This is a genomic window from Streptomyces sp. NPDC003077, assembly GCF_040611095.1.
GTDB lineage: Bacteria > Actinomycetota > Actinomycetes > Streptomycetales > Streptomycetaceae > Streptomyces.
In genome coordinates, this window is record NZ_JBEXNM010000051.1 from 1 (window position 1) to 26238 (window position 26238).

Sequence of the window (26238 nt, forward strand, 5' to 3'; positions counted from 1 at the left end):
CATCGGGGTGTGCAAGGGGGTGCTCAGCGGTGTCGGCGCCACGGCGGGCTGTAGGCCCAGGCGCGGTGCCGGGCAAACAGTTCGCCGGCCTGGCCCGACGGCCGGCACGGCGGCCCGGGCCCGGCGGCTCCCGGCGCCCCCGGACGGCTCGGCGCTCGGTTCCGTCGACGTCGCGGCGCTGGAACGGGCGCTGCGGGACGAGGTGGACGCCGAGGTGCGGTTCGACGCGGGCAGCCGGGGCGCGTACGCCACGGACGGCTCGAACTACCGCCAGGTGCCCATCGGCGTGGTGGTGCCGCGCACCGTGGAGGCGGGCGCGGCGGCCGTGGGCGTGTGCGCCCGGTTCGACGCGCCGGTGCTGTCCCGGGGCGGCGGGACGAGCCTCGGCGGGCAGTGCACCAACACCGCCGTGGTCATCGACTGGACGAAGTACTGCGACGGCCTGCTGGAGGTGGACCCGCAGCAGCGGACCTGTGTCGTCGAGCCCGGCATCGTCCTGGACGAGCTGAACCGGCGGCTGGCGGACCACGGGCTGAAGTTCGGCCCCAAGCCGTCCACGCACAGCCACTGCGCGCTCGGCGGCATGATCGGCAACAATTCGTGCGGCGCGTCGGCCCAGGCGTACGGCAAGACCGTGGACAACGTACGGCGGCTGGAGATCCTCACCTACGACGGCCTGCGCTGCTGGGTGGGGCGGACGACGGACGAGGAGTACGCCCGGATCGTGGCCGAGGGGGGCCGCCGGGCCGAGCTGTACCGGGGCCTGAAGGAGATCGCCGAACGGAACCTGGCGGAGATCCGGCGCGGCTACCCGAAGATCCCGCGCCGGGTCTCGGGCTACAACCTGGACTCGCTGCTGCCGGAGAACGGCTTCGACCTCGCCCGCGCGCTGGTCGGCAGCGAGGGGACGCTCGTCACCGTCCTGCGCGCGGAACTGGAGCTGGTGACCGTCAAGCCGTACGAGGCGATCGTGCTGCTGGGTTATCCGGACATCTGCGCCGCCGCCGACGAGGTGCCGCGCATCGTCAACCACAGCGAGCCCAGCCAACTGGAGGCCATCGACAGCCGGATGGCCGAGCTGATGCACGAGGAGGGCGTCCACCTGGACTCCCTCAAGCGGTTCCCGGCGGGGAACAGCTGGCTGCTGGTGCAGTTCAGCGGACATGCGAAGGACGAGGTCGAGCGGGCGGGCCGGGAGCTGCTGCGGACGCTGGGGCGCCCGGAGGACGACAAAACGGTGGCGTTCTCCGACGATCCCGAGCGGGAGCGGAAGATGCTCAAGGCCCGCGAGGCGGGGCTCGGGGTGACGGCCCGGCCGCCGGACGGCCGGGAGACGTGGGAGGGCTGGGAGGACTCCGCGGTCCCCCCGGACCGGCTCGGGGACTACCTGCGGGACCTGAAGAAGCTGTTCGCCTCCTACGGCTACGACCACGCGTCGCTGTACGGGCACTTCGGCCAGGGCTGCGTGCACACCCGCATCCCCTTCCAGCTGCGCAGCGCGGAGGGGGTGGCGGACTTCCGGCGGTTCCTGTTCGACGCGGCCGACCTCGTCGCGTCCTACGGCGGGTCGCTGTCCGGCGAGCACGGTGACGGGCAGGCCCGCGGCGAGCTGCTGACCCGGATGTTCGGGGAGCGGCTGGTGACGGCGTTCGGCGAGGTGAAGGCGCTGTTCGACCCGGGCAACCGGATGAACCCGGGCAAGGTGGTCCGCCCCTACCGGACCGACCAGCACCTGCGGCTCGGCTCGACCTGGCACCCCGAGAGCCTGACCACCCACTTCGGCTACCCCAAGGACGAGCACAGCTTCACCCAGGCCGTGATGCGCTGCGTGGGCGTGGGCAACTGCCGTACGCACTCGGGCGGCGTGATGTGCCCGTCCTACCGGGCGACCGGGGAGGAGGAGCACTCCACGCGGGGCCGGGCGCGGCTGCTGTTCGAGATGCTGGACGGACACGCGGACTCCGCCGTCACCGACGGGTGGCGCTCCACGGAGGTGCGGGACGCGCTGGACCTGTGCCTGGCCTGCAAGGGCTGCAAGTCCGACTGCCCGGTGAACGTGGACATGGCCACGTACAAGGCGGAGTTCCTCTCCCACCACTACGCGGGCCGGGTGCGGCCCATGGCGCACTACTCGATGGGGTGGCTGCCCCTGTGGGCGCGGCTGGCGCGCCTGGCTCCCCGCGTGGTCAACGCGGCGCTGCGGGCGCCGGTGCTCGGCGCGCTCGGCAAGCGGCTGGCGGGAGTGGCGCCGGCGCGCCCGGCGCCGGTCTTCGCCCGGGAGTCCTTCGTCCAGTGGTGGCGGGCGCGCGGCTCCGAGGAGCCGCGGCCGGGCGACCCGGACGCGGTGGTGCTGTGGCCGGACACCTTCAGCTCGCACTTCCACCCGGAGATCGCGCGGTCGGCGGTGCGCGTCCTGGAGGACGCCGGGTACCGGGTGGCGGTGCCCACCCAGGCCGTGTGCTGCGGCCTGACCCTGATCTCGACGGGCCAGCTCGCCACCGCCAAACGGGTGCTGCGGCGGACGGTGGGGGTGCTGCGGCCGTGGATCGAGGCCGGGACGCCGGTGGTCGGGCTGGAGCCGTCGTGCACCGCCGTCTTCCGCGCCGACGCCCCCGAGCTGATGCCGGAGGACCAGGATGTGCAGCGGCTGGCGCACCAGTTCCACACCTTCGCCGAACTGCTCGTCCAGCGTGCCGAGGATGGCTGGCGGCCCCCGTCGCTGTCCCGGTCGGCCACCGTGCAGACGCACTGCCACCAGCACGCGGTGATGAAGGACGACGCGGACCGCGAACTGCTGCGCCGCGCCGGGATCGAGGCGGACGTGCTGGACGCCGGGTGCTGCGGGCTGGCCGGCAACTTCGGGTTCGAACGGGAGCACCACGACCTGTCGATGACGGTGGCGGAACAGGGCGTGCTGCCCGCGGTGCGGCACACCCCCGCCGACGCGCTGGTGCTCGCCGACGGGTTCAGCTGCCGCACGCAGATCGAGCACGGCGGCACCGGGCGGCGCGCGATGCACCTGGCCGAGGCGCTGGCCCTGGGCCTGGACGGCCGGGCGGACCCGGACGGCGCCGCCGCCCAGCCGCTGACCCACCCCGAACGGCTCGTGGCGCGGCCCGAGGTGCCGGCCCGCGACCCGCGTCTGGTGACGGCCGCCGCGCTCGCCGTGGCGGGCGCCGCGGCGGCCGGTGCCGTCCGCGCCCTGACGCGGCGGCGGGGATGAGCCCCGCGCGCCGGGCGGTCCCGGCCGTCCGGCGCCGCCCCGCGCGCCCGCGCGCGATCCACCGGCCACCGGGATCACCGGGACCACCGCGCCCACCAGGACCACCGAGATCACCGGGCCCACCGAGTTCGACGACTTCACCGAGATCACCGGGACCACCGGCGAAAGGAATTCCCCCGTGTCCACCAAAGTGTCCGACTACCTCCTCCAACGCCTGCGGGAATGGGGCGTCGAGCACGTCTTCGCGTACGCCGGAGACGGCATCAACGGCCTGCTGGCCGCCTGGGGCCGGGCCGGCGACGACCCGATGTTCGTCCAGGCGCGGCACGAGGAGATGGCGGCGTTCGAGGCGTGCGGCTACGCCAAGTTCTCCGGCAGGGTCGGCGTGTGCGCGGCGACCTCCGGCCCCGGCGCGATCCACCTGCTGAACGGGCTGTACGACGCCAAGCTCGACCACGTGCCGGTGGTGGCCATCGTCGGCCAGACCAACCGCAGCGCCATGGGCGGCTCCTACCAGCAGGAGGTGGACCTGCTGAGCCTCTACAAGGACGTGGCCGCCGATTTCTGCGAGATGGTCACCGTTCCGGAACAGCTCCCCAACGTGCTGGACCGCGCGATGCGCACCGCCTACGCCCGGCGCACCGTCACGGCGCTGATCATCCCCGGTGACGTGCAGGAGCTGGACTACAGCCCGCCGACCCACGCGTTCAAGATGGTGCCCTCCAGCCTGGGCATGGGCGAGTACACCCCGGTGCCGGCGCGACGGGACCTGGAGCGGGCCGCCGATGTGCTCAACGCGGGCGAGAAGGTCGCGATCCTGGTGGGGCAGGGCGCCCGCGGCGCGCGCGAAGAGGTGGAGCGGCTCGCCGAACTCCTCGGCGCCGGTGTCGCCAAGGCGCTGCTCGGCAAGGACGTCCTGTCCGACGAACTCCCCTACGTCACCGGCTCGATCGGCCTGCTGGGCACCCGGCCCAGCTACGAGCTGATGCAGAAGTGCGACACGTTCCTGTCGATCGGCTCCAGCTTCCCGTACAGCCAGTTCCTGCCCGAGTACGGCCAGGCGCGCGCCGTGCAGATCGACATCGACCCGTTCATGATCGGCCTGCGCTACCCCTTCGAGGTCAACCTCGTCGGGGACGCCCGCGCCACGCTGGACGCGCTGCTGCCACTGCTCAAGCACAAGAAGGCGCGCAAGTGGCGGGACGAGGTGGAGTCGGGCGTCAAGCGGTGGTGGGAGGTGATGCAGCGGCGCGCCAACGTCGACGCGGACCCGATCAACCCCGAGTACGCCGTGCACGCCCTGGACCCGCTGCTGCCCGACGACGTGATGCTCACCTCGGACTCCGGTTCCGCCGCCAACTGGTACGCGCGGCACCTGCGGATGCGCGGCGCGATGCGCGGCTCGCTGTCCGGCACGCTGGCGACGATGGGGCCGGGCGTCCCGTACGCCATCGGCGCCAAGTTCGCCCACCCGGACCGCCCGGCGATCGCCCTGGTCGGCGACGGCGCGATGCAGATGAACGGGATGGCCGAGCTCATCACCATCCACAAGTACTGGCAGCAGTGGCGCGACCCGCGGCTGATCGTCCTCGTCCTCAACAACCGCGACCTGAACCAGGTGACCTGGGAGATGCGGGCGATGGCCGGCGCCCCGCAGTTCGAGGCCTCGCAGCACATCCCGGACGTGCCCTACGCCGACTTCGCGCGCTCGATCGGGCTGGACGGCGTGCGGGTGGAGAAGCCCGAGGACGTGGAGCCCGCGTGGCGGCAGGCGCTCGCCGCCGACCGGCCGTTCGTCCTGGACGTGCGCACCGACCCGGACGTGCCGCCGATCCCGCCGCACGCCACGCTGGACCAGATCGAGGCGGCGGCCTCGGCGATCCTGCACGGCGACTCGGCGAGCGCCGGGGTGATCAAGCAGGGCGTGAAGGCCAAGATCCAGGAGATGCTGCCGGGGCACCGCCACCGGAACGACCGGCCGGGTGCGGGGGAAGGGCAGTGATGCGGTGACTCCGCCGATGGCGGAGTTCGGCGGACCGGCGTCGAACGACCCCGAGGTCCCCTCCCGGAACCACCAGCACGCCCCGCCCGACGTCCCCGTCATCGAGGGCCTGTCGGTCTGCGTCTACACGGTGCCGACCGACGCCCCCGAAGGCGACGGCACGCTGACCTGGGACTCCACCACGATGGTGGTGGTCCAGGCCAGATCCGGCGCCGTGCACGGGACCGGCTGGACGTACGGGGCCGCGGCCACCGCCGGCGTCGTCACGGCCGTCCTGGCGCCCGTCGTCACCGGCCTGTCCGCCCTGGAGGTGCCGGCCGCCAACGAGGCGATGCGCCGCGCGGTGCGCAACGCCGGGGGTCCCGGCCTGGTGGCCGGGGCGATCTCGGCGGTGGACATCGCCCTGTGGGACCTCAAGGCCCGGCTGTTCGACGTGCCGCTGGTGCGGCTGCTGGGCTCGGCGCGCCCGGACGTGCCGGTGTACGGCAGCGGCGGGTTCACCACGTACACCGCCCGGCAGACGGAGCGGCAGCTGCGGGAGTGGACCGAGGAGCGGGGCTTCGGCCGCGTCAAGATCAAGATCGGCGAGTCCTGGGGGCAGTACCCCGACCGCGACGTGGAACGCGTCCACCGGGCGCGCACCGTGATCGGCGACGCCTGCGAGCTGTACGTCGACGCGAACGGCGCCTACGGCGCCAAGCAGGCCGTCCGCATGGCCGCCCGGTTCGCCGCCGCCGGCGTGACCTGGTACGAGGAGCCGGTCTCCTCCGACGACCTGGACGGCCTGCGCCGGGTCCGCGAATCCGTGGCCCCCGACGTCGCCGCCGGCGAATACGGCTACGACCTGGGGTACTTCGCCCGGATGGTGAACTCCGGCGCGGTGGACTGCCTCCAGGCCGACGTCACCCGCTGCGGCGGCATCACGGTCTGGCTCAGGGCGGCGGCGGTCGCCGAGGCCGCCGGGCTGGAGATCTCCGGCCACTGCGCCCCGCACGTCCACGCCCACGTCTGCGCCGCCGTGCCCAACCTGCGGCACCTGGAGTGGTTCCACGACCACGTCCGCATCGAGGAACGCTTCTTCGACGGCACCCTCGATCCGAACGGTGGCGCGGTCATCCCGGGCGCGTCGGGGGCACCGGGGCTGGGGCTGACGCTGCGGACGGAACGCAGTGAGCACTTCCGGACGGGGTGAGGACCCGCCGACTGGCGGGGCAGGCCCCGGAAACCCAGAGGACGACGAGGAGGATTCGTACGCATGGCCCGTCTGCCGTCCGCGCGGGGAGAGATCTCCGCCGCCGTGTGCGCCGCGCTCGACCGGCCGCCGGAACGCCGGCCGGCGCTGCCCGACGCCCCCGCCGTCACCGCCCTCGACCCCTACGGCGACGACCTGCACCTGGCCCTGTACACCTGCTACGAACTCCACTACCGCGGGTTCACCGACGTGGACGACGCCTGGGAGTGGGACCCCGACCTGCTGCGGCTGCGCGCCGCGCTGGAACGGAGGTTCCTGGCCGCCCTCCGGGAGGACGTCAAGGTCCCCGGCAGCGCGCAGGCCGCCCTGGACGGGCTGCTCCTGGAACCGGCGGACGGCGAGGGCGTCTCCCACTTCCTGCGCGACGAGGGCGAACGGTGGCACCTGCGCGAGTACGCCGCGCACCGGTCCCTCTACCACCTCAAAGAGGCCGACCCGCACCTGTGGGTGATCCCCCGCCTGACGGGGCACGCCAAGGCGGGGATGGCCGCCGTGGAGTACGACGAGTTCGGGGCCGGACGCGCCGAACGGGTGCACGCGCGGCTGTTCGCCGACCTGATGGCGGACCTCGGCCTGGACCCGTCCTACGGGCACTACGCCGACGCCGGGGCCCGGCAGATGCTCGCCCTCGTCAACCTCATGTCGCTCCTCGGCCTGCACCGCGCCCACCGCGGGGCGCTGGTCGGCCACTTCGCCTGGGTGGAGATCACCTCCCCGCCCGGCTCCCGCCGCCTCGCCCAGGCGCTGGAGCGCGTCGGCGCCGGGCCGGCGGCGGTGCACTTCTACGCCGAGCACGTCGAGGCGGACGCGGTGCACGAGCAGGTGGTCCGGCACGAGGTGGTGCGCGGCCTGCTGACCGACGAGCCGCAACTGGACGCGGACGTGGCCTTCGGCGTGGCCGCGACCGACTGGCTGGAGGAACGGTTGGGGCAGCACCTGCTGGACGCGTGGCGGGCGGGGCGGAGTTCGGTGCGGGTGGCGGTGTGAGGGGGCGCCGGGGACGGCCTACCGGGGTGCTCCTGGGGTGCTCCTGGGGTGCTTTCAGCCGCCGTGCCCCGGCCAGGTCCAGCCGCCCTGTGCCGTCACCCGCCGTGCTCCTCCCCCGCCTCCCGCTGAGACGTTGCCTCGCGGCGGCGCCGTGGCCGCCCCCGGTGGCTGGTGTCGCACCAGGGGTAGATCTTGCTTCGGCGGCACATGCACAGGGCCACCGTCGGGCGGTCCGAGCGCGCGGTGCCGCCGTCCTCCAACGTCACCTCGACGGGGCCCTCGATGAGCAGCGGCCCACCGGGGTCACGGGTGACCCGGCGAACCTCCCTGCCCCGTCCCTCCGCCGCCGCGTGCGCGGCGTCCGTACGGCTGTCCGGTTCATGCCGCGCGTTCGGCACGGACGACCACCAACTCCTCCTTGTCCTGCCCGGGAGCGATCAGCCCGCGGGCCTCCAGCCACTGTGCCCTCCCCCGCATGACCGGCCCGAACGGCACCGCCCTGCGGTCCGTCACGGCGGCCGGCAGGCCCGCCCCGCGCAGCAGCGTCAAGGTGCGCTCCTCGTCGCACAGCGCGGAGTGCACCAGCAGCAGGACCCCACCCCGGCGCAGCAGCAGGGGCGCCTGGGCACAGAGCCGGTCCAGCACGGCCCGGCCGTCGCTGCCCGCGTCCCAGGAGCGGGCCCGTCCGCCGCGCGGCACGGAGGCGGCCGGGGACGGGACGTAGGGCGGGTTCGCCACGATCAGGTCGAACCGCCGTCCGGCCACCGGACCCGTCAGATCGCCGCGCCGGGGCCGCACGGTCCGGCCCTGCCCGGCCAGCCGGGCGTTCAGCCAGGCCGTGACGACCGCCTTGACCGAGGTGTCGACGGCGGTCACCCGGCCCGCGCCCAACCGGGCCGCCGCGATGGCCAGCGCGCCGGTGCCGGTGCCGACATCGAGGACCTCCGCGCCGGGACGCAGCCGCTCGCGCAGCAGCGCCGCCGTCAGCACACCGGTGTCCTCTTGCGGCACATACACCCCGGGGGGCTTGAGGAAGAGCATGGAGCCCTGAGTACCCGCGGCACGCGGTTTATCCACCCGGACGGCCGAACCGGACGGCCGGCCCGCGCGGCGAGACGGCCCCGCCCGCGCCGAACGACCCCGGAGAGGGCGTTACGGCAAGTGGGGCGCGAAGACGACGTTAGGTCCACGTCCTGAGGGGCACTGCGGGAATTGCCCACGAAGACGGCGGCCCGGGACCCCGGTCGCGGCGTCCGGGGCCGCGCTCACACGAAGGAGGCACCAGAACATGACCACCGCTCGCGAGATCATGACGCCCGGCGCCGAGTGCATCGGGGCGGAAGAGAGCGTGCTGGACGCCGCTCGGAAGATGACGGAGCTGGGCGTCGGCGCCCTGCCCATCTGCGGCACCGACAACAAGCTCAAGGGAATGCTCACCGACCGCGACGTCGTGGTGAAGGTGCTCGGCGCGGGCAAGGACCCGAGCGGCACCAAGGCCGGCGAGCTGGCCCAGGGCGAGGCGGTCACCATCGGCGCCGACGACGACGCCGACGAGATCCTGCGCACCATGATCACCCACAAGGTGCGCCGACTGCCGGTGATCGACGGTCACCAGCTCGTCGGCATGGTGGCCCAGGCGGACGTCGCCCGCGGCCTGCCCGACCCGAAGGTCGGCGACCTCCTCGAAGCCCTCTCCACCGACTGACCGGCCACCGGCGGCGACCGGCCACCGGCCCGCCCCGCCCCCGTCCTGGCGGGCGGCGGCAGGCCGCACGGCTCCGGGCGGCCCCCGGCGTGGGCGGCTCCGCCCCGTCGTCGGGGGGCGTCGCGCCCGTCGGGCCGGGGCGTACGGGAACGGTGCCGGGTGGGCCGGAGGACGTCGGGGGCGGTGCGCGTCGGGGTGTCCGTCGGCCCGGGAACAGTGTCCGTCGGCCCGGGAACAGTGTCCGTCGGCCCGGGAACGGTGTCCGTCGGCCCATAAGCGATCGGAACGGTTCTCATCGGGCCCGGGAACGCTTCTTGCCCCGCCAGGAACCGTCAGGTTGGGCACGGGCCCGGCCGGACGGAACCGGGGACGGAAACGGCCACCCGGCGCACCGCCTCAGGGCTGGTACACGTACGGCGTCGTGACGCTCAGCGGGACGAATCCGAGCCGGTGCAGGATCGGGCGGCTCTGGTCGGACGCGTCCACCTGGAGGTAGGGGTAGCCGCGCTCGACGGCGACGCGGGCCCGGTGGGCGATCAGCGCGCGGTAGATCCCCTTCCCCCGCCAGGCGGCCACGGTGCCGCCGCCCCACAGCCCGGCGAACCCGGTCCCCGGGCAGAACTCCATCCGCGCCGCGCTCACCGGCACGTCACCCGCCATGGCGACCACCGCGACGAGGAGTTCGGGGGCGTCGTCCAGCAGGGCGAGCAGCCGGTCCCTGATGTGCCCGTACCCCGAGCCGAACGCCTGCTGGTGCACCTCCGCCATCAGCTCGACACCGGCCCGGTCCGTCACGGGAAGCAGACGGAGACCTTCGGGGAGGGCGACCGGGGCGGTCAGCTCCTCGGCCCGGGCGACCATCAGCGTCTCGGCGGGCTCGGCGGTGAAACCGGCCGCGAGCAGCCGATCGGGCAGGTCGTCCGGCCGGTCGTGGGAGTGGTGCTTCCACTCGAACTCGCGGCCGAGCGAGGCGAAGTACCGCACCTGCGCGGCGATCGCCGCGTCCGCCCCGTCCCGGTCCAGGTCCGACCAGAGGACGCCGTTCCACCCGCCATCCGCCGGTGCCACCTGCCGCACCACGCCGTCCGCCGACTCGATCCGCGCCCCGGGCCCGTCCGGCCGGGCCTCCCGCCGCAACTGCCGGTCGTAGAGCTCCAGCATCTCTTGGTGATCCATTCGGCCACCCAACACCGGGGAGGATTCCGGGGCAACGCATTTCCCGTGGCCGACCCAGAGGAAGCGGGCACCCCCGAGGAAGCGGGCGTCTGTAGGGAGGCAGGTGCTCCGCGCGACGGGATGGGCCGCGGACGAGTCCCGCGCTCCCAGGGAATCGGAACTCGGCGCACGAGTGGCGCGAATTCGACGCTCGCCTAACGGACTTGGCACCCTTTCCACTCGTTCCGCCCTCGGCTCGTTCCGTCCTCGGCCGTTCCCCTCCCTCTTGCTCCCTCTTGCCGAACGCGGCTCGAAGTGCCCCGCCGAACGCGGCGCGGCGACCTGCCGCGGAGCGGGGGCGGTCCGGCGCGCGGGGAGGCGGCCCCCGCCCGGCGAGCCCGGAGACGGCGAGCCCGGAGACGGCGAGCACGGCCGACGGCGAGCACGGCCGACGGACGCCCGAAGTGTGGCCGGCGCTTCTCCCCCGTTCGAAGCGCCGGCCGTGCCACGCCACCGGTAGGGCCGCCACCGGCGAGAGCGTGGCGTTGGCCGCCGACGGACCGGCCCGCCGGCTCACACGGGGCCCCAGCCGGCCTGCCGGGTCCCGTCCCCCCGCTTTCTGATGCGCTCTCCAGACTGAGGGAGCCCGGCACTCCGCCGCCAGGGCATTCGACAGAGGTCTAATCCCGCAGGTCACCGGCGGCGCCGGAGGTCGGCGCCGGCCGCGCCCCGGCTCACACCCCGCTGTGGCTGCCCAGCAGATCGGCACCGAGCGGCGTCAGGGTGTGCAGGACCGCGCCCCCGGCCCGCCGGGTGACCACGAGCCCCGCCCGGCGGAGCACCGCGACATGGTGGCTGGCGGTCGCCGCCGCCACGTCCGCCAGCCGCGCCAGCTCCGAAGTGGTGCTCCCCTCCGCGATGGCCTCCAGCATCACGGCGCGCGTCTGGCCCAGCAGCGCTCCCAGCCCGTCGGCGGCCGAACCCCGGGCCTGCGCCTCGGTGGTGAGCTCGCCGCAGGAGTGCTCGATCGGGTACACGACGACCGGCGGCAGTGCGGGGCTCCGCAGCACGGTGGGCACCCGCCAGCAGAAGAACGACGGCAACAGCAGCAGCCCCCGGCCGTCGAGGTGCAGGTCACCCTGGACGTGCCGGCCGCGCAGGGTCAGGACGGGCGCGTTCCACTCCAGGCTCGGGTGCAGCGTGCGCATCAGGTGGTCGAAGGCACCGGACGGCACGGCGTCCCGGGTGCGGGCGCGCAGCGCCAGGTCGGCGCCGACCTCGGCACGGACCCGGGGCCAGTACGGGGCGAGGGCCAGCCGGTGGTAGGAGCGGATCGCGGCGGCCAGGTCGCGCACGGCGTCCGCCTCCCCGTCGGCGAGCCGGCGCACCCAGGGGAGCCGCCGCCGGTCCTCGGCCAGCCGGTCCAGGTCGTCCCGCAACCGGGTGCGCGGAGTGGACAGGAGCGCGCTGATGCCCAGGTCGAGCCCGCCGGAGGCCGCCGCCGGGGTGAGGAAGTCCGGTGAGTAGCCGCGGGGCGGGGCCAGTGCGAACAGCGGGCGCAGGGACGCGTCCAGCTTTCCCCTGACCTCGCGGCGCCAGGTGTCGAAGACCAGCGAACCGTCGTGGGTCTGGAGCATGTGCAGGCTCAGCAGCACTTCCCACAGGGGGTCGGGCGCCTGCGCGAGCCGCGTCTGGGTGAGGTCGTCAGCGCTGAAGTGGATACGCAATGCCACGGGTCGCCCCCTCGCCCGGCCGGGGCCCGCCCGATCGCCCCGTCACCGGCGCCGACTCCATGCTCGGTACCGCCCGCCCGGCGTTCAAACCCCACCCGCGCGTTCCGGCCATCCGTTCACGCCGGTGGCGCTCCGCGCACTCCCGCGCGCCGGCGCTCACGCCCGGCGCCCGGCCTCCGACACGCCGGGCGCGCCCCTCACCGCCGGTCCACCTACCGGGGTCACCGCCGGGCCTCGTGCGAGTCGTCACCACCGCGCCCCCGCACGCTCCCCAGCCACAGCGTGTCCCGGGCCCGGGTCATCGCCACGAACAGGCGGCTCCGGGCGAGCTCGGCCCGCTCGGCGGCGGTCCCTGAGGCGCCCTCGTCCCCGTCCCCCGTCCCGTCCCCGGCTCCGTCCGCGGTCGTCGCCTCGTCGTGGCACGGCAGGCAGACGTGTTTGAACTCCAGGCCCTTGGCGCGCCGGTAGCTGCCCAGTTTGACCGCCGGTACCGGGTGTCCGTCGTACTGCTCCAGCAAGCACACCGGTATCCCGGCGGCGGCCAGGAACTTGTGCTGGTGGGCGAGGACGCGGGTGGTCGGGCACAGGACGGCCGTGTCGGCCCACGCACCGGATGGCAGGGCCCGCAGGTGGCCCAGGAGCGCCCGGTCGTGGTCGTCCTCGGTGGCGCGTGTGACGCGGAGGACCCGGCCCCCGTGGTAGGCGGTGCCCACCTCGCGCCGGCCGGGTCTGTGCACACCGTCGATGTCCTCGAAGGCGTCCCCGGCGACCACCGCGAGCGCGGCGTCGAGGATCTGCCGGGCGTTGCGGTAGTTGGTCCGCAGCACCTGGGCGCGGTCGCCGCGGATGTCCAGGCCGGCTTCGGTGAGCCGGAACCCGCCGGGTTGCACGGCCTGCTGGCCGTCGCCTATCAGGAGCAGGCCGTTGGGCGCGTCGCCGACGAGGGCGTACAGGAGGCGGACGCCCACCAGGGTCAGGTCCTGGACCTCGTCGGCGATGACGGCCCCATAGGGGGAGCCGGGGGTGTCGCGGGCCTCCTTGAGGGCGAGCGCCAGGATGTCGTTGAAGTCGTGCACGCCCCGCGCGGCGCGCAGCCGCTCGTACGCCTGGTACAGCGTCCACACCGCTTCCCGGTGCGGGCGCGCGAGGGCAGCGCGGCGGCGGCGCCGGGGCACCGCCGCGTACTCGGTGAAGGTGGTGATGCCGCGCCCCTTGATGACGTGGTCGATCTCCTCGCGCCAGTAGCGGGGGGTCGGATCGATCTCAGCCAGGCGGCTGCCGCGGCCGACGCGGGCCCAGGCGAGGCTGAAGGCGGTCTCGGCCTTCCTCCTGTGGAGGCGGGTGGGCACACCGCGTGCGGCGAGGAACTCGTGGGCCCAGGCGTGCAGGCTGCGGAAGTCGACCCGGTCGGCGGCGTCCGGGGCCATCTCCCTGAGGAAGGTGGCCTGCACGCGCGGCAGGTTGTTGGCATAGGTGACGTACAGGATCCGGGCGTCGGCGCTCTGGGCGAGGCGGGCCGCCCGGTGCAGGCCCACGACCGTCTTCCCGGTACCGGTGGGCCCGCTGATCCGGGCCGGACCGGCCCAGTCACGGCGGACGAGGGGGAGCTGATCGGGGTGCAGGAAGGTCATCCACTGCTCGATGGGCGCCCGGCGCGCCGCCGCCAGGACGGCGTCCCGGAACCGGGCGGCGTCGAACTGCCCCTCGGGGCCGGGCTCGGCGGATGTCACTGACGGGACGGCCGAGCCCTCGTACTCCGGGAAGACCCGCGCGAGGTGAGCGGCCAGGGCGCCGACCTCGGCCGGGCGCAGTCTGCCGGGCTCGGCCAGCAGCGCCGGGCCGGCATCGCGCTCGCCCAGCAGCCGGACGCGCCCCCGCCAGGCGTCCCCCCGCCACCCGGCGAAGACCAGCAGGGGCCGGACCGCGACGGGCGACAGCCCGAGGGACGCCACCGCGTCCTCGGCGGTCCGGGTCACCGCCATCAGCTTCCGCGCCTCCGCGTCGCGCGGGTCGTGCCCCGCGTACAGCCGGCCGTCGCGGACGCGCGGGGCGGAGCGCCAGTTCTTGACGTCGACGACGAAGACGCCGGCCGGGCCGATCAGCAGCATGTCCACGTTGGCGGCGCGGGTGCCGGGCCACCGCCGGTCCACCAGCAGCCGCCAGCCGTGTTCGGTGAGCACCAAAAGGAGGGCGGCGACCCGCCGTTCGGCCTCGCCGGCCGCCTCCCAGCGGCGCGCCTCCCTCCGGGCGGCCTGCCACTGTGCGTGCAGCGACCGCTCCAGCCGCCGCGCTTCCTCGGCTCTGCGGGACGCCGAATCCCCTGCCGCCATCCGCTCCCCCTCGGATCGCTTTTCCCCGGATCGTTCCTCTTCGGGGTGTTCCCCCTTCGGGGTGTTCCCTCTTCGGAGCGTTCCGCCTTCTGGCCGCTTCCCCTTGAAGCGTTCCCCTGCGGCCCTGCTCCTCCTGGGGCCGCTTCGCCCCGGATCGTTTCCCCTCGGGCCGTTCCTCCGCAGGCCGCTCCTCTGCGCGCGGAGGGAAGGGGTTGCGAGACACGTCCACGAGCGGAGTCAGTCGTCCTGCCATTCGGCCACCAATTGGGCGCGGTGCAAAGGGCGGCGGTCGGCCGGACCACCACGGCATTCCGGAAGTGAGCCCCACCATGGGCTCGTCACAGAACAGCGGCACGTGCCCCAGCCGCCGTGGAACCTCCGCCCCCACCGCCTGAGCAGGCCATGCGCTACGAGCCGCTCGCGGCCCCCGCAAAGGAACGGCCGTCACCAGAACCGGAACGGCCGACCGGCCCCGGTGTGCCCGCCGACGGCGCCCGCCCGGTCACTCGTACGCCCGGTCACTCGTACGCCCGCCGGCCCTTCGCCCCGGCGCGTCCGCCGTTCCGCAAGCCCGCTCGCGGAACCCGTCCGCTCACTCGTAGGCCCCCACCGAATACGTCAGCTCGTAACCGTGGCTGTAGATCTCGATCGGATTGCCGAAGGGGTCGGCGCAGTAGACCATTCGGTACGGCTTCTCGCCCGGATAGTAGTGACGCACCGGCATCGTCTGCCGGCCGCCGGCGGCAATGATCCGTTCGGCCAGTCCCTCGACATCGGGGTCCTGCACACAGAAGTGGAAGATGCCCGTCTTCCAGTATTCGAGCAGATTGTCCGGCGTGACGTTGTCGCGGAACTCGAACATCTCGAATCCGATGCCATCCCCCGTGGACAGGTGCGCAATGCGCAGGTGCTGCCAACCGGAACCGAAAGCGTCGGTGCACATCACGGCCACCGGACTGTCGTCCTCTTCGAGCCGGGTGGGCGGCTTGATGACGTACCAGCCCAGGGCGGTGGTGTAGAAGTCCACCGCCCGGTCCAGGTCCGGCACGCTGATGCCGACGTGGCAGAACGCCCTCGGGTAGGTGTGGCCGTCTGGCATCGGGGCCTCCGTCGCGACACTGATCGTCGACACGACGCTACCCGTATATGACATATCGGATGAAGAGCGACACTCCGGCTTGTCGACGGCTCGTCGATTCGTCGGCAGCTTGTCGATTCGTCGACCTCTTCGCTCGTCGACCTCTTCGCTCATCGACCTCTCTGCTCATCGACCTCTCTGCTCGTCGGCCTTTCCGCTCGTCGGCCTGCCGGGCGTGCCGAGGACGTCCGGCCTTCCGACGCGTCGCCGCACCGAGTATCCGGCCTGCCGGAACGGCAGCCCCTCACCGGCCTCAGCCGACCGGCACCCCGGAAATCCGACCGGTGCCCGCGGCGAACCGACCGGAACACACCCGCCCCATCGGCCCTCGACCAGACGAAAAACGCGGCCGGAATTCTCCCCATGCGACCGGTTGACTTTCCGCCTGATCACGTTGGAGCCTCTGGGGGCGAGTCGTTCGGCCGTGGGGTGGGTTCCCGGGACGTCCTGTCTGTCGATTTCCCGTGTTCTCCCGCCGTTTCCCGACGGTCCTCCCAACGCGCGGAAGAATCGGTGTCCCGGGTTTCGGCCCGCCTATTTCCCGTTGCCCGGGCAGGGACGGGATCGGGATTCGCCGTGCCGGTCCGCGCGTTCCGGTAGCAGCGATGGCTGCGCGATGAGCAGCGGAAATGCGCCCTGCCGACGGAAAGGCTGTTCCGATGCACACCCCCACATCGCCGGCCACCCCCGAACTGGCCGTGGTGATTCCCTTCCGCGGAGACCCCGCGCGGCTGCGCGCCACGCTGGCGTGCCTGGCCGGGGCGATCGACGCGCCCGCCCACGAAGTGATCATCGTGGACGACGACGACACCGAGGACCCCGCCGCCGAGGGCGCCGTCTCCCACGTCCTGGCGGAGGCCGCGCAGGTGCTGCCGCTCCGTGTGGTGACCGGGCCCCGGCGCGGGCGGGCCGCCGCCCGGAACGCCGGCGCCGCGGCGGCCGGAGCCCCGTGGCTGGTCTTCCTCGACGCGGACGTCCTGGTGGGGCCCGGTTTCCTGAGCGCGTACGCGGCAGCCGCGCGCCCCGGCCTGTTCCTGCACGGGCGGGTCCGCGAACTGCCCGCGGCGGACGGGTTGCTGGCGCGGCTGCGCGACTCCGGCGCCGCGGCGGTGCGGCGGGAGCGGGCCGCGCTGGGCTCCGGCGCGGCGCCCGCGGCGGGCGGCCTGGTGGCGAGCGCGCTGGAGCGCGCGGTGGAGGCGATGGCGGGCGGCGCGCTCCCCGACGTCGCGCCCTGGCTCGGCTTCGTCGGCGCCAACACCGCCGTGGAACGGGCCGCGTGGCGGCGGGCGGGCGGATTCGACGAGGGCTTCGGGCACGAGTGGGGATGCGAGGACCTGGAGCTGGGCTTACGGCTGCACGGCCTGGGCCTGCGCCGACGGCTCATACCCGACGCGCTGGGCGTCCACCTGGGCCACCCCCGCCCGGACGGGTGGCAGCAGCGCGCCCGGAACATGGAGCGTTTCGCCCGGCTGCACCCCCGGGCCTCGGTCCGCGCGCTGCCCGTGCTGCTCGCGCCGGACGGCACCCCGGAGGCGTACGCCGCGGCCGTCACCGCCGCCGAGAAGGCCGCCGAGCGGGCCGCTGGACGACCTGCCGGACGCGGGACCGGACGGCAGCCCGCGCGGGAACCCGGACGGGACAACGGGCGAGAACTTGTTCGGGACAACGGACGTGACAACGGTCAGGACACCGGTCAGGACACCGGTCGGGACCACGGACAGGGAATCGACCGGGAAGGCGGACGGGACGCCGGACGGCCGACCGGTTCGGCGGAGGTCCGGTGACGGCGACGGGCGTTCCGGTCCCGGCCGTCCCCTTCCCGGCCGTCCCGGTCCCGACCGTCCCGGTCCTGGCTCTCCCGTTCCCGGCCATCCCGGTCACCGGCGCTTTCCCGCTACGTCCACGACAGGGACGGCGGGCCGCAACGGCGGGGCCGCTGCCGCGCCCTCCCGGGTGACCGCGAAAGGACCTCCTTTGCCCCCACTGCCCCGCCTCCCGCTCATCGGCAACACCCTCGTCGTCAACGAGGACTCCTGCAACCTCGGTTGCGCGTACTGCCTCACCGGCCGGAACAACCTCACGCGGGGGCAGGCGCTCGCGTCCGTCCTCGACCCGCCCGAGCGCGACCGCTACACGCCGTCCTCCGGTCTCGGCCGCCGGATCGACCGCATCGCCGGTCGGCTGCGCGGCCACTTCGACCTGCCGCTGCTGAAGGTCACCGGCGGGGAGGCCTTCCTCGTCCGGGGGATCATGGACTTCCTGGAGGAGCAGTCCGCGTACCACGAGGTTTTGGTCATCCAGACGAACGGGGTGCTGATCTCCGAGGAACAGCTCGCGCGCCTGCGCTCGTGGGGCAACGCGGTGCTCCAGATCTCGCTCGACAGCCATCTGCACCCCGGGAACAGCTACCGGGTGCGGTCCCGGCTGCTGCACCGCACGGTCGTCGAGGCGGTCACCCGGATGCTCGACTCCGGGCTGCCGGTCGAGGTGCACTGCGTCCTGAACGACCGCAGTGTCGTGGAGCTCGACGAGTTCGCCGCGTGGCTGGCCGGGTTCGCCACCCCGCCCACGCTCTTCCCCTTCCCGGTGCGCGGCACCGGCTCCGGCCCGTTCAAGGTGCGCCCCGAACAGGTCCGCCACATCGAGGAACTGGCCGGCCGGCACCGCCGGTACCGGCACATCCTGCCGCCGCTCCCCTACTTCGACCGGCTGCTGGACTTCTGCCGCCGCGGCGGGCGCGCCTTCCGCTGCCATCTGCCGCGGCTGGTCGTCTCCACCTTCAGCGACGGCGTGATCACGCCGTGCCCCAACATCTGGTTCACCGACGTCGGCAACGCGCTCGCCCGGGACGCCGACCGCTCCCTCGCCGGGCTCGGCACCAGCGGCCTGTACCGGGAGCTGCTGGCTCCCAGTCCCCGGGTGGACGCCTGCCACGACTGCTTCACGCCCTGGGACACCCTGTCCCTCTATTTCGAGGACGAGATCACGCTGGACCAGTTGTGCGCGGCACCCACCTACGCCCCGCCGCGCGTCCGGGAGCTGATCCGCGCCGCGAAGGCCACGTACCGGCGGGGCGCCGGTGAGTGAACGGGTGGACGAGCACCCCGTCGCCCCCGCCGTCCGTCGCATCCCCAGGCCCCGTCCGCACCGCGCGACGCATACGTCAGCGCGCGCCGCAGAAAACGCTCAGGCCCCGTAAGGCACACAAGCCATACGCCACACAAGCCATACGACACACGCCACCCGCACGCCCCACCAAGCCCCACGGCCGCCTCAAGGTGACGTGCGGGCGCCGACCGCTCTCCTCGCCTCTCCGGGCCAGGCGCGGGCGCTCGGCCCCAACTGGACGCGGGCGTCCGGCATCCCGCGGCGCACCGGCTGGTTCGTCGACCGGTGGCGTGCGGGCGATGGCGCGCAGTCGGCCACGTGAGCGGCGAAGAGGACGAGGGACGAGCGGTGACACCCCGACCACTCCGGCCGGGTCCGGCTCCGCTGACCGGCCGTCGCCCCCCGCCGACCGTCGTCCCGGCCACGCCCCGACTCCCCGGCGCGCATAGGGTGTCGCACAACCTCTCGAAAGGTAGGGCGGGATGACCCCCGAAGAGCTGGCGGACTTCGCCTTGGAACTGCCGGAGACGACGGACGGCGAACCGTTCGGCCCGGGGGCCACGGTGTTCAAAGTGGCGGGCAAGGTGTTCGCCATCCTCCAGGACGCCGCGGCGGACCGGGCGCCCCAGGTGACGCTGAAGTGCGACCCGGACCTGGCCCTCCACCTGCGCGGCCAGTACCCGGCGGTGATCCCCGGCTACCACGTCAACAAGCGGCACTGGAACACCGTGGTCCTCGACTCGTCCGTCCCCGACGAGGAGGTGCGGGAAATGGTGGACCACTCCTACGACCGCGTACTCGCGGGGCTCCCCAAAGCGGTCCGCGAACGCCTCACCGCCCAGCGCGGCTGAACCACGGCCCGCCCCTCCTCCGAAGGGGCTCCTCCACGGCCCGCCCCAACCCCCCATACGGGCCCCTGCTCAGCGCTCCACATCCGCACCGCCCCCAGCAAACCCCGGCCCCCAATGGACCCACCCATACGGACATACGGACATACGGACATACGGACCTCACAAAGGAGATCCCCGCATGGCACCCACACTCGCCCTCTTCGGGATCGTGGTCGACGACATGGCCGCGTCCCTCGCGTTCTACCGGCGGCTCGGGCTGGACATCCCCGCCGACGCCGATGCCCTCCCGCACGTCGAAACGGTGCTGCCGGGTGGCCTGAAACTGGCCTGGGACACCGTCGAGACGGTGCGGAGCTACGACCCGCAGTGGCAGCGGCCGACCGGCGGCCACCGGTTCGCGGTCGCCTTCGAACCGCCCGACCCGCGGGCCGTGGACGGTACCTACGCCGATCTCGTCAAGGACGGCTACGTCGGCCACCTCGACCCGTGGGACGCGGCGTGGGGACAGCGGTACGCCGTCGTCCTGGACCCGGACGGCACCGCCGTCGACCTGTTCGCCCCGCTGTCCCAGTAGCGGCGCACACCGCCCGACGTGGCGTGGGCGGCGGCCGGTTCCTCACCGGCCCGCGCGGGGGGCGCCGCCGAGGTGGGCCACACGGGGTGGTGGCCCTCGGCGGCGCCCGATGCGTCCGCGGGTGCGGGCTGCTTACAGGCTCTCGCCTCCGGCCCGACGGCGCCGACGCGCACCACCGCCGCACAGGGCGGGGACGTGGGCCCGGAAGAGTCCCGGGCCGCCGTCGCGGCGGGGCCGGACGTGGGAGGGACGCGGCGCGTTCCCCCTCCGCCCGGCCCCCGAATCCGGCCCCCCGAATCCGGCAGCCGACGCACTTCACGCCAATTCACGCCAATCCGGAACGGGCATCCCACGGACCGACGCCCGGGAACGCGACCGGGCTCTCGTACGTACGCTGCGGCGTCGCGAGAAATGCCCAGGTCACCCCCCGTATGGCAGAAACCGAACGCGTCGATTCCCCGACGACTCCCGGGTGTTGACGGCGGATCGCGAGCGGTGGAGGCTCTGGAGCGCTGGACGGACGGACCGGACCACGCGCGCCACGGGCCCACGCCCGAGGGCGCGCCGCCCGGGCCCGGCCCGCGGTCGCGGGCGCGAGGTCCTGTCGTCGAAGTGGCGCCGCCGGGCGATGCTCCCCGGCCGGGGGCCGGGGCGAGTCGCCCAGCCCGACCTTCGGGCGAGCGGCGCCGCTTCGAGGACCGGGCCTCCGTCCGCCCCCATACCGTCCGATGTCCGCAGCGCCGGCTGTGTTCCTCTCCGGCCGGCCACCGCGGCCGGCCTGCGACGCCGTTCCCGTGCCCGACGGCCGCGCGTTGGCGCGCCCGAGGGCCGCGCAGTCCCGTCCCCGAACCGAGAGGCGTTCCATGTCCCCGAGCCCCGTCCGGCCGCTGACCTTCCCGAACTGGCCGCAGCACGACGCGCGCGAACGCGACGGACTGCTGCGGGTGCTGGAGCAGGAGGGCTGGTGGCGCGGCGGCGGAAGCGAAGTGCAGAGTTTCGAGCGGGAGTTCGCCGACCACCACGGCGCCCCGTACGCCCTCGCCACCACCAACGGCACGCACGCCCTGGAGCTGGCGCTGTCGGTGCTGGGCGTGGGGCCCGGTGACGAGGTGATCGTGCCGGCGTTCACCTTCCTCTCGTCCTCGCTCGCGGTCCAGCGGGTGGGCGCGGTGCCCGTACCGGCCGACGTCCGCCCGGACACCTACTGCGTCGACGTCGAAAGCGTGGAGCGGCTGATCACCGCGCGGACGAAGGTGATCATGGCGGTGCACATGGCCGGGCAGTTCGCCGACATGGACGCGCTCGGGGAGCTGAGCGACGCCAGCGGCGTGCCGCTCCTCCAGGACGCGGCGCACGCGCACGGCGCGCGCTGGCGCGGCCGGCGGGTGGGCGAGGTGGGCTCGCTCGCGGCGTTCAGTTTCCAGAACGGCAAGCTGATGACGGCGGGCGAGGGCGGGGCGCTGCTGCTGCCGGACGAGGACGCCTATCGGGAGGCGTACCTCCGGCACAGTTGCGGGCGTCCGCCGGGCGACCGGCTGTACGCGCACCTCACCCAGGGGTCCAACTTCCGGCTGAACGAGTTCTCGGCCGCCGTGCTCCGCGCGCAGCTCTCCCGGCTCGCGGACCAGACGCGGCTGCGCGGGCAGCGCCGGGACCACCTCGTACGGGCGCTGCGCGGCATCCCGGGCGTCGTGCCGCAGGCCCGGGACGCACGCTGCACCGTGATGCCGCACTACATGGCGATGGTGCGGCTGCCCGGGGTGAGCGCGGAACGCCGGCAGGCGGTCGTCGAGGCCCTGGTCGCCCACGGCATCCCGGCGTCCGTCGCCTTCCCACCGGTCTACCGGGCGCCGGGGTACTGGGACGGACCGGTCTCCGGCGACCTCGCCGACCTGGTCAAACGCTGCCCGGTGACCGAGGAGATCGGCACCGACTGCCTCTGGCTGCACCATCGCGTCCTCCTGGCGGACACCCCGGTGCTCGACCGCCTCGCCGAGGTGTTCGCGGAGGTGGTGACCGGCAAGGGCAGGGGCACGGCGGCCGGGAACGGCGCGACGGGCAACGGTCACCTGCCGACGACCGGCCGGGAAGCGGTTTCCGGGAACGGCGCGGCTCCCCTCCCCCGCACAGGCGGCGCGGCATGACGCGAACGGATGACGCCTTCCGGTTCCGAACGGTGGTCTTCGACCTGGACGCAGTGCTGGTCGACAGCTTCGCGGTGACACGCGAGGCGTTCACCCGCGCCGCCCGGGACATCGTGGGCGAGGGGGACCCGCCGTTCGCGGAGCACCGCTCCCACCAGGGGCGCCACTTCCCCGACGTCATGCGGCGGGAGGGGCTGCCCGGCGCGCTGGAGAAGCCGTTCGCCGAGGCGGGCCACCGGTTGATCGACCGGGTGACGGTGTACCCGGGCGTGCCCCCGCTCCTGGAGACGCTGCGGGACGCCGGGATCCGGACGGCAGTCGCCACCGGCACGTCCGGCATCCGTGCCCGCGCCGTTCTGGACGCCGTGGGCCTGCTGCCGCTGCTGGGCACCGTGGTCGGCAGCGACGAGGTGCCCCGGCCCAAGCCCTGGCCCGACATCGTCCGGGAGGCGCTGGACCGGCTGGCGTCGCCGCCGGCCACGGCGCTGTTGGTGGGGGACGCGGTGCTCGACATCCGCAGCGGTCGCGCGGCGGGGACCGCCACCGCGGGCGCCACCTGGGGCGAGGGTGCCGTCGGCGCCCTGCGCGCCGCGGCACCCGACTTCCTCCTGGACCACCCGGTGGAACTGCTGCCCCTCGTCTCCGGGGTGAGCGCACGCTGAGAACCCTCGGCTCCGCGCCTCAGACCGGCTCCCGTCCCATGGCCGCCAGCACCCGCGCCACCGCGCTCTCCGGCACGTCCGGGACCACCTCCACACCGCGGGCGCCGTCGAGGACGAAGGTCAGCCCCGACGCCGCCTTCTTGTCCCGGCGCATCAGGTCGATGAGCGCGGCCGGGTCCACGGAGGACGGGAGCCGTTCCCGCAGCCCGTACGCCCGTACCGTCGCGGTGTGTTCGGCCACGCGTGCCGCGCCGATCCGGCCGAGTTCCCCGGCGAGCCGCCCGGCGAAGACCGTGCCGATCGCGACGCCCTCGCCATGCCGGAGGACGAAGCCGGTGGCCCGCTCCAGCGCGTACCCCAGGGTGTGGCCGTAGTTGAGGGCGTACCGGCGCCCGTCGTCCCGCTCGTCGGCGGCGACCAGGGCGGCTTTGAGGCCGACGCTCGCGGCGATCTGCTCGTGTACCGGCAGTCCGTGCAGGTCGCCGGCGCCGATGAAGTGGCAGCAGGCGATCTCCCCGTACCCGTTGGCCCATTCCTCGGGCGGCAGGGTCCGCAGGTAGTCGGTGTCGCACAGCACGGCCCTGGGCTGCCAGTAGGTGCCGACGAGGTTCTGCCCCTCCGGCAGGTTCACCGCGGTTCTGCCGCCGACGGCCGCGTCCACCTGCGCCAGGAGCGTGGTGGGCAGGTGCACGACGGCCACGCCCCGGCGGTAGAGCGCGGCGGCCAGCCCGACCGCGTCGGTGGTCGTACCACCCCCGCAGGAGACGACCACGTCGGTGCGGGTGAGTCCGTAGGCCGCGAACGCCCGGCACAGTTCCTCCACCGTGCCGAGCGTCTTGTGGCGTTCCCCGTCCTGCGCCATCAGCAGCAGGTACGGCACGCCGGGGTCGGGCACCATTTCGGGCGGCCGGGCCGACACCACCACGGCCCGCCGGGCCCCGGTGCCGCCGACGATCTCCGAGAGCCGGTCCCTGACCCCCGGACCGATATACACAGGGTAGGACCGCTCCCCCAACTCCACGTCGATGCGACGGATGGGCGTCGTCATCGCGGCTCTCCTTTCCCGCCGTCTCGGGGCGTTCCGCCGGCGCGAGGGGCGTTCCCGGCGGCCGAGAGGCGGAGCGGTTCCCAGGGGCGCACCGGGCCCGTTCCGTCGACGGACCCGGAGAGGAGCGCGCCGCTCCCGGGAGAGGAGCCTTCCCGAACGGGAAGCGCGTACGGCGGAGAGAAGCGGCCTTCAGGATGCGGCAGCCCCCGCGCGTGCGCCAGAGTCCGGCGCGGACGGGATGGGGAACGCGGAGCCGCTTCCCCCGAGGCCGAACACGCCCACCTCCCCGGCCGCCTCCCGATCAGACCCGGCCGGGCCGGTCCTCCCGGACCGCCGGTGACGGCTCCCGCCCGTCCCCGGTCACTTCTCGTCGAGGCTCCCCGACATCGCGACGCACGCGGCGGTGCCGAACGCGCCCTTGGCGGTCTTGCGCTCGACCTCCTTGCCGTTGACCTTGATCACGCACTCGGCCTGGCCACCGTCCGCCCCCAGCATCACGGAGAGGTTGGGCGTGCTGGTGATGCCCTTCATGGAGAGTTCCTTCTTCCACGGCAACTGCGGCTTGTCGACGGTCTCCTCGGTCAGCTTCCCGCCGTTCATCGCGCCGTACGCCAGATCCTCGACACCACTGCCGATGACCTCGTAGACGACGGCGAACTCCTTGTCGTCCAGCCGCTTGACCTCTTCCTTGGCCTCGTTCTTGACCTCCTTGGCCACCTCCTCCACCGAGGAACAGCCCAGGAGCATGGCCGCCGCCAGAGCGGTACCGACGACGGAGGAGCCGAACTTCGCGTACCTACGCATGGTGCGTTTCCCTTCCCGACGGCCCGCGGGCCGTAATGACGGATACGGACGGAGCCCACGCGTCGCGCCGTGCGCGAGAATCCCCCCGATTACGGCCCTGTGCCGTGTTGTTGCTGGTGGATCATATCCGTCCGCACGGGCGTACGAATGAGGATTCATACGGCAACGACACCGGCGACGACGGCCGCTGGGGCTCACCTCGGCGAGGGGGCCGGGCCACCCACGGTGCCGCCTCACCCGCCCTTACCGCCCCGCACCAGCCGGACGAACTCCTCCCGGGACACCGGAGTCCCGTCACCATCGAGCACGACGAGCGGAGAACCGTCCAAAGCGACCCTCGGCAACGCCCCGCCACCGTCCTGCCGATGGGCCGCCGACACCTTCTTCACCCAGGGCAGATAGGTCGACTCCCGCACGGCCTTGTCGAACGCCGGCGTCCGCAGCCCCTCCACCCGCCCGGCGATCCCCAGCAACGTGTCCGCCGAGGCCGGCGCGTCACCATCCCACTCCCCTCGATCGGACCGCCCCGCGAGAACCGCCCCGAGATACCGCACGAACTTCTCCGGCCCCTCATTGGCCGCCGCCCCCAGCGCGTTGACCGCCCGCCGCGAGCCCTCTCCGCCCCGGGCCTCGTCCTCCCCGGTGGCGAGCCGGTACTCGATCCGGTACGCGCCCTTGTCGGCGAGCTCCCGCATGGTCCGCCCCAACGCGGCCTCCATACGGCCACAGGGCGCACACCGCGGGTCCATCACGACCGACAGCGTGTGCCGCGCGTCGGCCTTCCCGTACAACACGGAAGTCCGCTGCTCCCCCACCGTGTTGGCCGGCACGATGAGCGGCTTGCCCTCCGCTTCGTCCTGCGCCGCACCGTCGAGGGTGAAGACCGCCCCGATCGCCGCGGCTACGGCCACGACGGCCCCGATGACGGACAGGCGCCGACGCGATCGCTTTCTCCTGGCGTCCCGTGCACGTTCGGTTTTGAGCCGTTCGCGAGCCGTCCGGCTCCCTGGCGTCATGTCGCCGTCCATGCGCTCTTCCTGCTCACACACCGAGCTGCTCCTCAACTCGCCGAAGGGTAAAAGTCGTCCTTCGCTGAGGGCGATTCATTTCCCCTCGGCATCCAACCGAATTCCTACCGCACACGTCAGCCCTGAACCGAGTGCCTACGAACGTGTAACCAGTGCGAGACCGAAAGAGGGGATCAGTGAGCTTTTTCAGCGTGGCCACTGATCGGGTGAGGAGCCTGTTTCCGCAACGCACGAGTCTTCTCTCCCGCGCTGCCGGGCCGGACCCACCACCTGACCGCAGCCTGCACCCACCGAGCATCCACATCTGCGCACGCCTGGACATCCCGACTCTCGCCGACCGTGCCCGGTGAAAGAACACCTTGGCAACCTGACCCTGCCATCATCTACTGCCGTCAAACGCCCCAGGAGAGCCAAAGCGACTGATAACGGAAGGTTACCCGAAATTCTCGCCAGCACAGGCCGCCCAAACCTCCTAAATCGCCCCACATCGGAAC

Annotated in this window: 21 protein-coding genes; 12 read left to right on the forward strand and 9 right to left on the reverse strand. The window is 73.5% G+C overall.

Annotated elements, in window-relative coordinates:
• Window positions 1-178: 178 nt before the first annotated feature.
• From ABZX96_RS27555 to ABZX96_RS27570, 4 genes are all read left to right on the forward strand, one after another.
• Entirely contained in the window at window positions 179-3223 is a 3045-nt protein-coding gene (locus ABZX96_RS27555) for an FAD-linked oxidase C-terminal domain-containing protein (RefSeq protein ID WP_355549644.1), read from the forward strand.
• A 178-nt stretch (window positions 3224-3401) separates the two neighbouring features.
• Window positions 3402-5225, forward strand: a complete 1824-nt coding sequence (locus tag ABZX96_RS27560) for a thiamine pyrophosphate-requiring protein (protein ID WP_355549570.1) — start codon at window positions 3402-3404, stop codon at window positions 5223-5225.
• Between the two features lie 4 nt (window positions 5226-5229).
• Window positions 5230-6417 carry an enolase C-terminal domain-like protein gene (locus ABZX96_RS27565; RefSeq protein ID WP_355549572.1) on the forward strand — a complete coding sequence of 396 codons (1188 nt, stop codon included), beginning with the start codon at window positions 5230-5232 and terminating at the stop codon, window positions 6415-6417.
• A 63-nt stretch (window positions 6418-6480) separates the two neighbouring features.
• Window positions 6481-7464 carry an iron-containing redox enzyme family protein gene (locus ABZX96_RS27570; protein WP_355549574.1) on the forward strand — a complete coding sequence of 328 codons (984 nt, stop codon included), beginning with the start codon at window positions 6481-6483 and terminating at the stop codon, window positions 7462-7464.
• Between the two features lie 95 nt (window positions 7465-7559).
• On the opposite strand, the gene ABZX96_RS27575 is transcribed toward ABZX96_RS27570, so the two are convergent.
• Both ABZX96_RS27575 and ABZX96_RS27580 read right to left on the reverse strand, forming a co-directional pair.
• Complete coding sequence (locus tag ABZX96_RS27575) at window positions 7560-7862, reverse strand: CDGSH iron-sulfur domain-containing protein (RefSeq protein WP_355549575.1); 303 nt, start codon at window positions 7860-7862, stop codon at window positions 7560-7562.
• Window positions 7843-8505 (reverse strand): HemK2/MTQ2 family protein methyltransferase, encoded by a 663-nt coding sequence (locus tag ABZX96_RS27580; protein ID WP_355549577.1) that lies wholly within the window; start codon window positions 8503-8505, stop codon window positions 7843-7845. Before ABZX96_RS27580 ends, ABZX96_RS27575 begins: the two co-directional genes overlap by 20 nt.
• A gap of 247 nt (window positions 8506-8752) precedes the next feature.
• Here ABZX96_RS27580 and ABZX96_RS27585 point away from each other — a divergent pair, with 247 nt between their 5' ends.
• Window positions 8753-9169 (forward strand): CBS domain-containing protein, encoded by a 417-nt coding sequence (locus ABZX96_RS27585; RefSeq protein ID WP_355549579.1) that lies wholly within the window; start codon window positions 8753-8755, stop codon window positions 9167-9169.
• 396 nt (window positions 9170-9565) lie between these two features.
• Here the strand turns inward: ABZX96_RS27585 and ABZX96_RS27590 are convergent, their stop codons facing one another.
• The 4 genes from ABZX96_RS27590 to ABZX96_RS27605 all read right to left on the reverse strand — a co-directional run bounded on the left by ABZX96_RS27590 (window position 9566) and on the right by ABZX96_RS27605 (window position 15486).
• On the reverse strand, window positions 9566-10345 hold the full coding sequence (locus tag ABZX96_RS27590) for a GNAT family N-acetyltransferase (protein WP_355549581.1): 780 nt from the start codon (window positions 10343-10345) through the stop codon (window positions 9566-9568).
• A 713-nt stretch (window positions 10346-11058) separates the two neighbouring features.
• The gene (locus ABZX96_RS27595; protein WP_355549582.1) at window positions 11059-12057 is read right to left on the reverse strand and encodes a winged helix-turn-helix domain-containing protein; all 999 of its coding nucleotides are present in this window, start codon (window positions 12055-12057) and stop codon (window positions 11059-11061) included.
• A gap of 221 nt (window positions 12058-12278) precedes the next feature.
• Window positions 12279-14387, reverse strand: coding sequence for an NERD domain-containing protein (locus ABZX96_RS27600; RefSeq protein ID WP_355549584.1), 2109 nt, complete (start codon window positions 14385-14387; stop codon window positions 12279-12281).
• A 592-nt stretch (window positions 14388-14979) separates the two neighbouring features.
• Window positions 14980-15486 carry a lactoylglutathione lyase family protein gene (locus tag ABZX96_RS27605; protein ID WP_355549586.1) on the reverse strand — a complete coding sequence of 169 codons (507 nt, stop codon included), beginning with the start codon at window positions 15484-15486 and terminating at the stop codon, window positions 14980-14982.
• Window positions 15487-16184: 698 nt separating this feature from the next.
• On the opposite strand from ABZX96_RS27605, the gene ABZX96_RS27610 reads away from it, so the two are divergent.
• From ABZX96_RS27610 to ABZX96_RS27640, 7 genes are all read left to right on the forward strand, one after another.
• Window positions 16185-17309 carry a glycosyltransferase gene (locus tag ABZX96_RS27610; protein ID WP_355549588.1) on the forward strand — a complete coding sequence of 375 codons (1125 nt, stop codon included), beginning with the start codon at window positions 16185-16187 and terminating at the stop codon, window positions 17307-17309.
• A 190-nt stretch (window positions 17310-17499) separates the two neighbouring features.
• Window positions 17500-18612: a radical SAM protein gene (locus tag ABZX96_RS27615; RefSeq protein ID WP_355549590.1), complete on the forward strand. Its 1113-nt coding sequence runs from the start codon at window positions 17500-17502 to the stop codon at window positions 18610-18612.
• A 196-nt stretch (window positions 18613-18808) separates the two neighbouring features.
• Window positions 18809-18955: a hypothetical protein gene (locus ABZX96_RS27620; protein ID WP_355549592.1), complete on the forward strand. Its 147-nt coding sequence runs from the start codon at window positions 18809-18811 to the stop codon at window positions 18953-18955.
• Window positions 18956-19115: 160 nt separating this feature from the next.
• Window positions 19116-19484 (forward strand): MmcQ/YjbR family DNA-binding protein, encoded by a 369-nt coding sequence (locus ABZX96_RS27625; RefSeq protein ID WP_355549594.1) that lies wholly within the window; start codon window positions 19116-19118, stop codon window positions 19482-19484.
• A 178-nt stretch (window positions 19485-19662) separates the two neighbouring features.
• Window positions 19663-20058 (forward strand): VOC family protein, encoded by a 396-nt coding sequence (locus ABZX96_RS27630; RefSeq protein WP_355549596.1) that lies wholly within the window; start codon window positions 19663-19665, stop codon window positions 20056-20058.
• Between the two features lie 863 nt (window positions 20059-20921).
• Window positions 20922-22202, forward strand: coding sequence for a DegT/DnrJ/EryC1/StrS family aminotransferase (locus tag ABZX96_RS27635; RefSeq protein WP_355549598.1), 1281 nt, complete (start codon window positions 20922-20924; stop codon window positions 22200-22202).
• The gene (locus tag ABZX96_RS27640; protein ID WP_355549600.1) at window positions 22199-22864 is read left to right on the forward strand and encodes an HAD family hydrolase; all 666 of its coding nucleotides are present in this window, start codon (window positions 22199-22201) and stop codon (window positions 22862-22864) included. The genes ABZX96_RS27635 and ABZX96_RS27640 overlap by 4 nt, the downstream gene beginning before the upstream one ends.
• Window positions 22865-22883: 19 nt before the next feature.
• Here ABZX96_RS27640 and ABZX96_RS27645 read toward each other — a convergent pair whose 3' ends face one another.
• The 3 genes from ABZX96_RS27645 to ABZX96_RS27655 all read right to left on the reverse strand — a co-directional run bounded on the left by ABZX96_RS27645 (window position 22884) and on the right by ABZX96_RS27655 (window position 25627).
• The gene (locus ABZX96_RS27645; RefSeq protein ID WP_355549602.1) at window positions 22884-23912 is read right to left on the reverse strand and encodes a 3-dehydroquinate synthase family protein; all 1029 of its coding nucleotides are present in this window, start codon (window positions 23910-23912) and stop codon (window positions 22884-22886) included.
• Between the two features lie 360 nt (window positions 23913-24272).
• Complete coding sequence (locus ABZX96_RS27650) at window positions 24273-24716, reverse strand: MmpS family transport accessory protein (protein ID WP_355549604.1); 444 nt, start codon at window positions 24714-24716, stop codon at window positions 24273-24275.
• Window positions 24717-24949: 233 nt separating this feature from the next.
• Window positions 24950-25627, reverse strand: a complete 678-nt coding sequence (locus ABZX96_RS27655; RefSeq protein WP_355549606.1) for a thioredoxin domain-containing protein — start codon at window positions 25625-25627, stop codon at window positions 24950-24952.
• Between the last annotated feature and the right edge of the window lie 611 nt (window positions 25628-26238).